At 50.9% G+C, this 11,889-nt stretch carries 13 protein-coding genes and 1 other RNA gene; 9 read left to right on the top strand and 5 right to left on the bottom strand.

What is annotated here, in order from left to right; translation table 11 throughout:
* Positions 1-58 precede the first annotated feature (58 nt).
* On the top strand, positions 59-1,729 hold the full coding sequence (locus tag LOS79_RS13105) for a degradosome RNA helicase CshA (RefSeq protein ID WP_315420316.1): 1,671 nt from the start codon (positions 59-61) through the stop codon (positions 1,727-1,729).
* A 136-nt stretch (positions 1,730-1,865) separates the two neighbouring features.
* Here the strand turns inward: LOS79_RS13105 and LOS79_RS13100 are convergent, their stop codons facing one another.
* A complete protein-coding gene (locus LOS79_RS13100; protein WP_315420315.1) occupies positions 1,866-1,961 on the bottom strand; it encodes a YjcZ family sporulation protein in 96 nt (31 codons plus the stop codon).
* Between the two features lie 176 nt (positions 1,962-2,137).
* On the opposite strand from LOS79_RS13100, the gene LOS79_RS13095 reads away from it, so the two are divergent.
* The 3 genes from LOS79_RS13095 (at position 2,138) to LOS79_RS13085 (ending at position 3,870) form a co-directional block, all read left to right on the top strand.
* Complete coding sequence (locus tag LOS79_RS13095) at positions 2,138-2,962, top strand: YesL family protein (protein ID WP_315420312.1); 825 nt, start codon at positions 2,138-2,140, stop codon at positions 2,960-2,962.
* Positions 2,963-3,066: 104 nt separating this feature from the next.
* Positions 3,067-3,258: non-coding RNA, 6S RNA (gene ssrS, locus LOS79_RS13090), on the top strand.
* A 222-nt stretch (positions 3,259-3,480) separates the two neighbouring features.
* Positions 3,481-3,870 carry a DUF1499 domain-containing protein gene (locus LOS79_RS13085; RefSeq protein ID WP_315420310.1) on the top strand — a complete coding sequence of 130 codons (390 nt, stop codon included), beginning with the start codon at positions 3,481-3,483 and terminating at the stop codon, positions 3,868-3,870.
* 176 nt (positions 3,871-4,046) lie between these two features.
* Here the strand turns inward: LOS79_RS13085 and tpx are convergent, their stop codons facing one another.
* The gene (gene tpx / locus LOS79_RS13080; RefSeq protein ID WP_315420307.1) at positions 4,047-4,565 is read right to left on the bottom strand and encodes a thiol peroxidase; all 519 of its coding nucleotides are present in this window, start codon (positions 4,563-4,565) and stop codon (positions 4,047-4,049) included.
* A gap of 111 nt (positions 4,566-4,676) precedes the next feature.
* On the opposite strand from tpx, the gene LOS79_RS13075 reads away from it, so the two are divergent.
* Positions 4,677-5,303 (top strand): rhomboid family intramembrane serine protease, encoded by a 627-nt coding sequence (locus LOS79_RS13075; protein WP_315420304.1) that lies wholly within the window; start codon positions 4,677-4,679, stop codon positions 5,301-5,303.
* A gap of 13 nt (positions 5,304-5,316) precedes the next feature.
* The gene (locus LOS79_RS13070) at positions 5,317-6,234 is read left to right on the top strand and encodes a glutamate biosynthesis transcriptional regulator GltC (protein ID WP_315420302.1); all 918 of its coding nucleotides are present in this window, start codon (positions 5,317-5,319) and stop codon (positions 6,232-6,234) included.
* Positions 6,235-6,275: 41 nt separating this feature from the next.
* On the opposite strand, the gene LOS79_RS13065 is transcribed toward LOS79_RS13070, so the two are convergent.
* Together LOS79_RS13065 and LOS79_RS13060 are read right to left on the bottom strand one after the other, a co-directional pair.
* Positions 6,276-6,950 carry a zinc metallopeptidase gene (locus LOS79_RS13065; protein WP_315422192.1) on the bottom strand — a complete coding sequence of 225 codons (675 nt, stop codon included), beginning with the start codon at positions 6,948-6,950 and terminating at the stop codon, positions 6,276-6,278.
* Positions 6,951-6,987: 37 nt separating this feature from the next.
* Positions 6,988-7,419, bottom strand: coding sequence for a MerR family transcriptional regulator (locus tag LOS79_RS13060; RefSeq protein WP_315422190.1), 432 nt, complete (start codon positions 7,417-7,419; stop codon positions 6,988-6,990).
* 664 nt (positions 7,420-8,083) lie between these two features.
* Between LOS79_RS13060 and LOS79_RS13055 the strand changes: the two genes are divergently transcribed.
* Genes LOS79_RS13055 through LOS79_RS13045 form a run of 3 tightly spaced genes read left to right on the top strand, consistent with a single transcriptional unit; the run spans position 8,084 to position 11,342 of the window.
* Positions 8,084-9,478 carry an ammonium transporter gene (locus LOS79_RS13055; RefSeq protein WP_315420299.1) on the top strand — a complete coding sequence of 465 codons (1,395 nt, stop codon included), beginning with the start codon at positions 8,084-8,086 and terminating at the stop codon, positions 9,476-9,478.
* A gap of 35 nt (positions 9,479-9,513) precedes the next feature.
* Positions 9,514-10,596, top strand: coding sequence for a DUF294 nucleotidyltransferase-like domain-containing protein (locus tag LOS79_RS13050; protein WP_315420295.1), 1,083 nt, complete (start codon positions 9,514-9,516; stop codon positions 10,594-10,596).
* Positions 10,593-11,342, top strand: coding sequence for an exonuclease domain-containing protein (locus tag LOS79_RS13045; protein ID WP_315420293.1), 750 nt, complete (start codon positions 10,593-10,595; stop codon positions 11,340-11,342). Before LOS79_RS13050 ends, LOS79_RS13045 begins: the two co-directional genes overlap by 4 nt.
* Here LOS79_RS13045 and LOS79_RS13040 read toward each other — a convergent pair.
* Positions 11,328-11,795, bottom strand: a complete 468-nt coding sequence (locus LOS79_RS13040) for a M67 family metallopeptidase (protein ID WP_315420290.1) — start codon at positions 11,793-11,795, stop codon at positions 11,328-11,330. The genes LOS79_RS13045 and LOS79_RS13040 overlap by 15 nt on opposite strands.
* Positions 11,796-11,889 lie beyond the last annotated feature (94 nt).

Here is an 11,889-nt window from a genome sequence, read left to right as displayed (position 1 = left end):
ACTTAAGAATACAGACAAGCATGTGGAATGTCCACTGTATAGAAGGAGCATGAATAATTTGAAAACATTCGCAGAATTCGGCCTGGAGCCCAAAGTACTTCAGGCAATCACAGAACTTGGTTTTGAGGAAGCAACACCTATCCAGGAGCAGGCGATTCCGATCGCGCTGACCGGAGCGGATATGATCGGGCAGGCCCAGACGGGTACCGGTAAAACCGCAGCATTCGGTATTCCTCTTATCTCCAAGATCTCCCGGGAAGATGAGAAAATTCTTGCCCTGGTAATGACACCGACCCGTGAGCTTGCAATCCAGGTAGCAGAAGAAATCGGGAAGCTGACCCGCTTCAAGGGACTTCGTTCATTGGCTATCTACGGCGGGCAGGATATCGGCCGCCAAATCCGCGGACTTAAGAAGAAACCGCAGATCATCATCGGTACACCGGGACGTCTCCTGGATCATATCAACCGCAAAACCATCCGCCTTGATGATGTTCAGACAATCGTCCTCGACGAAGCTGATGAAATGCTGGACATGGGATTCATGGAGGATATCCAGACTATCCTCAAGCTCGTTCCTGAAGAACGCCAGACCATGCTCTTCTCGGCTACTATGCCTCCTAACATTCAACGCCTTGCCCAGCAATTCCTGAAGAACCCGCAGCATGTATCGGTAATTCCTAAGCAAATCAGCGCACCGCTGATTGACCAGGCTTATATTGAAGTTCCTGAGCGCCAGAAGTTCGAAGCGCTGAGCCGCTTGATTGATATGGAATCTCCTGATCTGGCAATTGTCTTCGGACGCACCAAACGCCGGGTAGATGAGCTGGCGGAAGGCCTTCAGAAGCGCGGATACTCCGCTGACGGCCTGCACGGCGACCTGTCGCAGAACCAGCGTGATGCTGTAATGCGCAAATTCCGCGACGGCAGCATTGATGTACTGGTTGCTACGGACGTAGCTGCACGCGGTCTGGACGTTTCCGGCGTAACTCACGTAATTAACTTTGACCTTCCGCAAGATCCGGAAAGCTATGTACACCGTATCGGCCGTACCGGCCGTGCCGGTAAAGAAGGTACTGCCTGGTCCTTCGTGACTCCGCGTGAAATGGATCACCTGCACCTGATCGAGCGCGTGACCCGTCACCGCATCACCCGCAAACCGCTTCCTACAATGGCAGAAGCTATTGAAGGCAAACAACGTATTACAGCTGAACGCCTGCTGGCAATGGTTGAAGACGGTGAGCTGAACGAATACAAAGGTATCGCTATTCAGCTGCTGGAGCAATATGACTCCGTACAGTTGCTGTCTGCAGCAATGAAGCTGCTTACTGGCGACAACAAGGATGCTCAGGTTGAGCTGACACCTGAAGATCCGATCCGTGCAAAACGCCGCGGCGGCAAGAATGACATCCGCAGCGGACGCAAGCCTAACGGCGGCTACGGCGGTAACCGTACCGGCTCCGGAACCGGCAGCAGCGGCGGATACCGCGGCAACCGTGATAACGCCAGTGGCGGCGGATATCGCGGTAACCGTGATAATGCCGGCGGCGGAAGCACACGCGGCGGCTACAGCAGCGGCTACGGTGGCAACAGCGGCAGCGGAAGCAGCTACGGCGGCGGCTACAAAGGCAACCGCGATGGCGGCGCAAGCCGCAGTGCTGAGGGCAGACCATCGTCACGCCCAAGCTCAAGCTCCCGTCCGGCTCCTAAGCGCGAAGATTTCGACAATTAAGAATTACACATAAGGGCAGTACAGAAGACGAGCAACCGCTAGCGGTTCTCGTCTTTCTTTTGCATAAAATTCAGTGGGAGCGGGGGAGTCTCCGTTCAGCAGCCGGGATGGATTATGGAGTCCCCGTTAAGGTTGCCTAGATGAAAGTGCGGGTGATGATAACAAGCAGAATGAACAATACAAGAATGGTGCCGGTGGAAGTCCAGGCTCCGTAGCCAACTGGTGTGGACATGGGGTTAACCTCCTTTAAACAGTGGTGGATGTGGTTACGTTTCTAATATATGGACGGATTGCTGAGCTTGCCTAGACACTTACCTATATTTCGTAAACTTGGGCGCTGGAAAAGTCCGGGGCAAAAGGGTATAGTTAAGATACGCAGTATGCGCTAGATAGACAGGAGGAAGGGAATTGGAGTTTAAAGGAGCAATGGGCGGTTTATACCGCGTCACGGAATGGATATCACGTATTGCCTTCAGCAATATTTTGTGGGCACTGTGTTCAGTTCCGTTTCTGTTTGCAGGTATTATGAAGATGATCATGCTGGGCTCGGAGACTGGCGGGCCGAATGAGCAGATCACACTCAACTGGATTCTTGGCGTGCTTGCGCCATTCACTGTATTTCCGGCAACGTCGGCTTTATTTACAGTGGTCCGCAAATGGGTGATGGGCAACACAGATGTAAGCACATTCCGCACTTTTTTTCAGGGGTACAAAGAGAATTATCTGAAAAGCATGCTTGGAGGGGTTATCTACACCCTGCTGTTTGTAATTATGTATGTAGATGTGACCGTATACATGACGCAGATGGCCAATTTCAAAATCGTCGGTATTTTAATGCTGGTGCTGATGATTATTTTGTTCGTGTCCATGTTTAATTTCTTCTCAATTGTCGTACATTACCAGATGACCTTCAAGGAAGTGGTGACCAACTCCATTCTGTTGACCATCGCCCGGCCGATCCGTGTGTTCTCCACCCTGATTGGTGCAGCGGTTCTACTTTATATAGGTCTGCGTTATCCTGTGCTTTACGCCATTTGTATTCCTACGCTGATTGCGATGCTGGCTTTCTTTAACTTCTTCGCGACGTATAATAAGCTGCAGCTGCAGGTAGAGAAGAAGAAGCTGGCTGAGGAACAGGCGGCGCTGGAAGCGGCGGAGAACGAAGGAATGCCTTCTGATGATGAGGATGAAGACGAGGATGAAAGAGCCGGTATTGACCTCAAAAAGAGTTAACATACCGTTAACAATTAGGCTTGAAGTTTTAACGGAATTTTATCCCAGTGTTAATTAAAGCGCATACAGGTTTACTTTTTCGTTAAAACGCAATATAATAGTTATAAATCCTGCGATGTACGTTATGGTTGCTCGTTGTTTTGAACCAATGATAATGTCTTGGGAGATCTACATGAAGCGCAGCTGAAATGCCCTGTCTATATGACCCGGGGAATTCAAAAACGACTTCTGCGGTCACCCACCTGCTCTAGCAGGTTCAGAAGACACTGCAGCCGGACGGCATAGGCGGGTTTTCTAATGTAATGACAAGGCATCCTGTTTCCTGCTTATTGCAGGTATAGGATGCCTTTTTTGAAAGATAAATGAATTAAACTGCCTGCGAAATTGGGACAGGATTCTGACAATGCGGGCGATCTGGGGCTATTTGCCTGGAGAAAGTGCGCTATGCTCTTTTGTTCCGGGGATAAGAGTGTTACACTTAGGATAGTGAACTTGGGATTTGAAGAGGGGGAAGAATTTTGTCGTTGAAAAGAACCTTGGTCGGTTTATTCCGCAGCCATGACGGGACAAGCGACCGCGCGAAAGATCCGGCACTGAAGACACGTTATTACAATCTTTCAAAAGACAAGGCGTGGGATGAAGTATCCGCAACGCTGAAGAAAATTCCTGGATTCAAAGTGCTGCATGAAGTGCAGTCTGTAGGGGAAATCACCCTGGAGAAGAGAACGACGTTCGGCCGTACACTGGATATTACAGTATCTGTACTGAGTACCACACCTGTACGATGTGCTGTAGATATGTATTCTGCCTCCAGAGGATCACTTGGTGATTTGGGGGCCAACTACCGTGTCATTCAGCGTTTGTACCAGTCGCTCGATAAGAAGCTGGGCAAATATAAGGCTGACTAAGCGAAATAAAGACTGTGCTTTTGGCTGTTAAGAGATTGTATGCGGTTTCTAAGGTGGACATAAGCTGCAGAGCACTGATAAATTTTATGGAGCAAATATACGCAAAAAGCGGAGAAGGAAGTCCTTCTGCCGCTTTTTTTCGGAAAACAGGGATTTATACGATTGTGTGCTTGTACTTACAGCAGTGCTTGTACAGCGGCAATAGCTGCCTCGTAATCGGGATGCTCAGCCATCTCACCCAGATACTCGACGTAAGCCAGCTTATCATTCTTGTCTACAACGAAAATGGAACGCATATCAAGCCGGAACTCTTTGATCAGTACGCCGTAGGCTTGTCCAAAGGCGGTGTCCTTATGGTCAGACAGGGTGATTACACTGTCAATGCCTGCAGCACCGCACCAGCGTGCCTGGGCGAAAGGAAGGTCCGTGCTGATGGTGAGGATCACAACATCCTCTCCGAGACCGGCTGCCTCGCTGTTGAAGCGGCGGGTCTGGGCATCACATACACCGGTATCCAGAGAAGGGACTACGCTGATCAGCTTAATTTTACCGGCGTAATCTTGAAGTGAAGCTTCTTCCAGCAGGTTCTTGCTTACCACAAATTGCGGTGCGTCATCTCCGGCCTTCAGCTCGGGTCCAACCAGAGTAATCGGGTTGCCCTTAAAAGTAGCTACGCCTGTTCTTTCTTGCGACATGTCCGTGGTTCCTCCTTGAATTGCAAAATTGGATTGTACTGCCACAATAAATTATAATCTTTTTAGATGCCGAATGTCGAGCGAGGCAACATACATAAAAGGATGGGTGCTATGATTTTCGTACGCTATGAGAATTGGAAAAGTTATATCCGGTATTATCCTGTAACCTGTGTATTGATTCTGGCCAATGTACTAATGTTTATCGTGCTGACCCTGAACGGGGGATCCACTAATCTGCATACACTGGTCAACTACGGGGCGACGGTAAACGTGAGCCCCGAGAAGGATGAGCTGTGGCGTTATGCGGCCGCTATGTTCCTGCACAACGGCTTTGCCCACTTGTTCTTTAACTGCTTTGCCCTGCTGGTCTTTGCTCCTCCGCTGGAGCGTCTTATGGGCTGGTGGAGGTACGTGCTGTTGTATCTGGCTGGAGGGTTCCTGGCGAATCTTCTGGGGGTTGCCGTCAGCAGCCGGGGGGATGTGGAGATTGGCATTGTCTCTGTAGGCGCCTCTGGGGCAATCTATGCAGTGTATGGGGCATTTCTCTACATTGCCGTGCTGCAGCGGAATATGATGGACGAGGGCTCCCGTAAGACGCTGTATGGCGTGCTGGTGATGGGGATTATTATGTCCTTTGCCACCCCGCATGTCGACTATATGGCGCATATCGGCGGGCTGATTGCCGGATTCTTCCTTTACGGGCTGATTATCCGCATATTTTCAAGAAATCGACGATAAAGAGGGTGTGGATGTGGAGCTTAGACAGCTGCAGTATTTTCTGAAAGTTGCCCAAAAGGAACATGTGACCAGAGCCGCAGAGGAGCTGCATGTCGCACAGTCTGCCGTAAGCCGCCAGATTCATCAGCTGGAAGAGGAGCTCGGTGTAGATCTGTTCATGCAGAAGGGAAGGAATCTGCAGCTTACACCTGTCGGCCAGCTCTTCCGCAAACGGGTGGAAGCGGTGCTGAATGAGCTTGACCGTTCAGTGGCCGAGGTGCATGAGTTCCTTGACCCGGAGCGCGGAGAGATCCGCATCGGCTTTCCGCATAGCCTGGGGACGCATCTGATCCCCACTATAGTTGCTGAATTCCGCCGGCATTATCCTCATGTGAAGTTCCGCTTCAAGCAGGGGGCCTACCCGTCGCTGATTAAGGATGTAATCTCTGGCGAGGTGGATCTGGCATTCATCTCACCTTTCCCGGAGAACGACGGCCGTGTTGCCGGGGATATAGTTATGACCGAGGAATTGTTCGCCATTCTGCCGCAGAACCATCCGCTGGCCGGGGAGCAGGTGATCTCTCTGGAGCAGCTGCGGGAAGAGAAGTTTGTCTTATTCAGCCAAGGCTACTCCCTGCGGCCGATTGTATGGCAAGCCTGCCTGCAGGCAGGCTTTAAGCCCCAGATCGCGTTTGAGGGCGGAGAGACAGATACGATCCGCGGCCTGGTTGCCGCCGGAATGGGGGTTAGCCTGCTGCCGGAAATGGCGCTATACCAGACCAACCCGCTGCAGCCTGCGCAGGTGCGGGTGGTAGAGCCGTCGGTGACCCGGACGGTAGGGCTGATTCACCGGTCGGACGGCAAGCTTCCGCTGGTAGCCCGTTCTTTCCGGACCTTCCTGCTAACTTATTTCAAAGATAGACAGCATAACAATACCCCGGTCGGCTCATAGCCTACCGGGGTATTGTTTTATCATTATGGGTTGCCTGCAGCTTAGTCGCGGTTGCCCACGAACATCAGGATCAGACGGATAAGCTCAAGCAGCGAGACTAATGCGGCTGCAACATAAGTGAGGGCTGCGGCATTCAGAACTTTGGCCACCCCGCGCTCCTCTTCGCTGCGGATGAAGCCCTGCTGCATCATGATACGGCGTGCGCGGCTGCTGGCATTGAATTCTACCGGCAGTGTGACCAGCTGGAAGGCGACAGCGGCGGAGAAGAAGATGATACCGAGACCGACCAAGTTCATGGAGCTGAAGAAAAAGCCGGCCAGCAGCATGAATGGTGCTATGCCGGAGGCGAAATTGACAACCGGGAACATCCGGTGGCGCAGCGTCAGCATCGGATAATGCTCCTTATGCTGGATGGCGTGGCCAATCTCGTGACAGGCTACAGCGACAGATGCGATGGAGCTTTCATAATATACAGGCTCGGACAGCCGGACAACCCGGTTGATCGGATCATAGTGGTCGGAGAGGGTTCCCCGAACCGGTTCAATAGGTACATCGTAGAGTCCGTTCGCATCAAGCATGCGCCGGGCTGCGTCGTATCCAGTCAAGCCATTCAGGTTAGCCACCTTCGACCATTTCTTGAAATTTCCTTTGACTCTGAACTGGGCCCATATAGAGATGATAAAGGCGACAAATATTAATAGATACATTAGGGGCATCATATGCTCTCATTCCTCCAAATTAAGTTTCAAGCTCTTACATTGGCGGGCTCTGCGTCAGCAGCAGCCGAATCGCTTCGATGCAGGCAACGCCCTGGGGAATCAGTGCTGCCAGTGCCCGGTTGGCCTGCCCGGGCTTAAGCCCGCTGATTACAGGCTCCAGCGCTTTGACTTCCCGCTCCAGCTGCTGCATCTGAAGCTCCAGCTGAACCAGCTTGCCGGAGACTTCGGCTTCCGGTGTTGCTGCATTCCATTTGCCCATCAGGGATTTAATCTCTTCCAATGTATACTTCTCTTGCTTTAGCTGATTAATACGTTGTAAATCGGCTAAGGTTTCATGTCGGTACAAACGGTAATTCTTCATGCTTCTCGACTCAGGGGTTATAAGTCCGAGCTTCGTATAATAATCAATGGTGCGTTCACTTATGCCGGCTGTCTTGGCCAGCTCCCCGATCCGGTACAGGGTCATATCTCCAAGTTGTCTCACCTCGCTGGAAGAGCCGGTTGCTGTAGCTGTTAATACAGCGGTGCTCTGCTCGAATTATTGATGCTGTATACCATAAATTAATCATAACAAATCCGAAACCGTACAGTCAAACGTCACGCTTACTTAAAGTATATGCCGGTCAGGCCTCGGGATATGTCTGCTTTAACAGCTTGTGTAGCAGCAGAATGAATGGAGAACCCATTACAGAGGGTGCTGAATATAACATAATGTGTCATCTTTATAAAGAAGAGCTACAAAAATACTGTTGTCATAAATATGTTGAGACTGGTACATGTGGTTAGCTGGATTGTTTATTGAAGGAATGAGGAATCATGTTAGGTATTTTGCAACTGATTTAAGGCATGTTTACTAATATAAATTAATAAAAATACAAAGAAAAGGAATCAAACGCGTTATTTCCAGTGTATGCGCTTGCATCATCGTAGGGTTGCCAAGCTGGATATTACCGCGGGTTATCAGCGGTTGGAGCGGAGAAATGCGATTCTGCGAAGAATTCACGAGTGCTGAAAAATAAATTAGAGCATTCAAAAAAATAGTCTTGTCAATTTACCTGACTTCTGATTATAATGACATTAAGAGTTTCACGCTTTGTTAGAAAATATAACATTGGGGAGTGGGGTAAAGTATGAAAAAGAAATTATTGATGATGTTCCTGGCCATGATTACACTGATGATCTACCCGGTCAGCGCCTTTGCTGCTGAAGGTCCGGCAGCACCGGATTTGCAGATCGGTCTGGACACGGCCTTTACTTTCCTGGCATTTATCTTAGTATTCTTTATGCAATCCGGATTTGCACTGCTTGAAGCCGGTTCGGTCCGGATGAAGAATGCCGGTCACGTTGCCGGTAAGACGGTATTGACACTCGCGATTGCAAGCTTGTGCTTCTGGGCATTCGGCTTCGGTCTCGGTTTCGGAAACGGCAACAGCTTCTTCGGAACTACAGGCTTCTTCTACGGTGGTGATACCAAGGCAGCATTGTTCGATAATGCGCTTGGATTCTCCGATGTGACTATGAACGTTAAATTCCTGTTCCAAATGGCATTCGCAGCGGTCTCCCTGGCCATCGTATCCGGCGGTATGGCAGAACGTGCGAAGCTGAGCGTATACATTATCTTCGGAATTCTTTTCTCTGTTGTAATCTATCCGGTTGTAGCTCACTGGGTATGGGGCGGCGGCTGGCTGGCTGAGCTGAGCATGCAGGATTATGCCGGTTCTACAGTAGTCCATCTGACAGGTGCAACTGCAGCAGTTGTTGCGACAATCCTGCTCAAACCTCGTCTCGGCAAGTTCAATAAAGAAGGCAAACCGGTAATTATCCCGGGCCACAACCAAGTGTTCACAGTACTCGGTGTAATTATTCTCTGGTTCGGCTGGTTCGGTTTCAACCCAGGTAGCGCTTTGTCTCCTATGGGCGGATTCTTCGGTCATGTTGCCTTGACTACTAATATTGCTGCAGCAGCAGGCGGTCTGGCTGCGCTCGTCGCTTCCTGGCTGTACTTCGGTAAATCGGATATTCCGGCAATGCTGAACGGCGTACTTGCTGCACTGGTTGCAATCACAGGTGCCTGCGCATTTGTTGAACCATGGGCAGCTATCATCATCGGTCTGGTTGCAGGTGCCTTTACCTTCATGACTTCCCAGTGGCTGGAGCGTGCGGGCCTGGATGATCCGATCTATGCCTTCTCTGTACATGGTATCGCTGGTATCTGGGGAGCTTTGTCCACTGGTCTCTTTGCAGCACCAGATCTGATTGAACAAGGCGGTCTTGTAGGTAAAGCAGGTCTGTTCTACGGCGGCGGACTCCATCAGCTTGGTGTTCAGGCGCTTGGTGTAGTCGGAACCTTTGTCTTCGTAGCAGCAATGTCCTTCATCATCCTCTACGTAATGAAGATGGTAATCGGCATCCGTGTTACTGAAGAAGAAGAATTGATGGGTCTGGATATCAGTGAACACGGTACTTACGGTTATCCGGAACAAATGAAGCTGATCACTGACTCTGAATCCAAACCCCTTAATTAAATTTATAACTTCTACTTGATAGGGAGGCGGACCGCGTGGCTCAGGTGGAGACTACAGATTGGAATAATGATGAAAATTATAAGTCCATCGCAACGGCCGGTTCGCCCCGGGAGCTTAAAGCCAGGCGTACCGCTTGCCAGCAAGTACTCCTGGAGCAATTAAACGTTATCCCTGTGGAGGAATGGATGTACCGGGTGAATGCAATGCATGATCAGCTTGCAGCAGCGGCGGTACGCATATGTGAGGCGCAGATGAAGGAGGCGGGCTACGGCCTGCCTCCTTGCGCCTATTCCTTTATTGTCTTCGGCAGTGCAGGCAGGCAAGAGGCTACGCTCTGGAGTGATCAGGATAATGGCTTGATTATTGAAGGGGAACCGGATGGTACTAAAAGAAGCTATTTCGAAGCCTTTGGAATCATGCTGTCTAATGTGCTTGAAACAGCCGGCTATGAGAAATGCGACGGAAAGGTGATGTGCTCCGAGCCGCTGTGGCGCAAAACGCTGCCTGACTGGAAGGCTCAGCTGGCGAAGTGGATGGAGGAGCTTGAGTGGGAGCCGGTCCGGTACCTGATTATTGCCTCGGACATGCGTCATGTAGCAGGAAGCGAAGCGTTATCTGCGCAGTGGCGGGAAGCGTTCCAGGCCGGATTCAAGGATAACAAGAAACTGACAATAGCAGTGCTTCGCAATACAGTGCGCCACAAGGCGACACTTAATCTGCTTGGGCAGGTGCTCACTGAGCGGTTTGGTGATTATGCCGGGGGATTTGATGTGAAATACGGCCTCTACATTCCGCTTGTGAATATTGTCAGACATTTGTCGCTCCTGCATGGAATTAAAGTTTCATCAACACTAAGGAGACTTGAACTGCTGGCTGAACTGGAGCAGTATCAGCATCTGGAGGAGATCCGTGCGGCGTTTCAGACTGCTTTGAAAATGCGGGTGAACACACCGTACACGGTAAAAGACGGGTTGCTCACCAGCAGTGATTATTATGCCGAGAATGATCTGAAGAATAAACAGCTCAGACTTGAGCTTCGGGAAGGCCTGCTGCTGGTAAGACGCCTCCATAAGGCGCTGCAGCGTCAGCTCCGGTCAGCGGAAAGGAGACAGCTATGAAGGAGCCGAACAAAGGCGGGGGATTCTGGAACAATTTGCGGCAGGGTGGTATGCCATCAGCCATCGCTTCCATGAGAGGCGGGGATTCCGCACAGCAGACAGCACAGCAAATGGCGTTCATCCGTTCCCTTATGCGCGAGAAACGGCGACCTGAAGTGCTGCACACTCCGCTTTCCGAGCTGGAGACGGTGATCTTTGATCTTGAAACTACGGGCTTCTCCCATCAGGGCGGGGACGAGATTATGTCCTTTGGTGCGATCCGGGTAGTAGGGGAGGAGATCAAGGAAGAGGAATGCTTCTATACGCTTGTAAACTGTGCGGCGGCAATTCCGGATACAATTACGAAGCTTACAGGTATTTCCGGGGAAATGACTTCATCCGCACCTTCTCTAATCGACGGATTGCATAATTTCATGTCCTTTGTCGGCCAGAGGGTACTGGTGGCGCACGGGAGTGCACATGACAAAGCATTTCTTAATGCAGCCTTATGGAAGACCTCCAAAGTTCAGCTCACTCACCGTGTTCTCGATACAATGATGCTGGCCCGCTGGCTGGAGCCGCAGCGCAGCAGCTATACGCTGGATGAACTGCTGGCTGTTCATGAGATACCGATCAGCGGCCGCCATCATGCACTGGAGGATGCCAAGATGACGGCGAAATTATGGGTCTCCTATATCCGTGAAATATCGCAAAAGAGTCCGGTGGAAACACTTGGCGATTTGTATGCCTATTTAAGCAGGGCTTAGCGGCACTTGCTGCAAGCTGTATGCAGTTGCTGAACCATTGCCGGTTGTCCGCTGAATGAAGAACCCGTTGAACACAGGCAGGCCTGAGCCGGCGCCCGGAGAGCCGATCAGATAGAGCTTGAATTCGGGTCCCAGCGCCGCCAGGCCGTTCAGATCTGCAGGAGAAGGCCAAGGGGCAGAGTTCGGGTGGGAGTGGAATAATCCGACGAGCGAGGGCTCGTGGTATAGTACCCTTATCCAAGCTTCAGGCTCCGGTACAAAAAAATGCAGCGGGTCAGGCGCTACGTTGCGTATCGGCACATAGCTGCTAATACACATGCCGCCCGCTGCGGCAGTGCCCAGCAGGATTCCGCAGGCCTCCTGCGGATAACAGGACAGCATATGCTTCCCCAGCATTTGCTGTACGGAAGAGCCCAGTCTGACAGACTGGGGAGTTCCCTGGAAGGCTGTCATATCTTCACCCCTCTCTCTTCATGGGATTTCGTCTTAGACGGAATCCTCTTTTTTTGTTGTTACGTTTGAATCTGCTGCAAGTGGGGGTACAATA

The sequence above is a fragment of the Paenibacillus sp. MMS20-IR301 genome, assembly GCF_032302195.1.
Lineage (GTDB): Bacteria > Bacillota > Bacilli > Paenibacillales > Paenibacillaceae > Paenibacillus_AQ.
The sequence above is the reverse complement of the archived record's forward strand: the minus strand, read 5'-3'. Positions and strand labels throughout refer to the sequence as shown.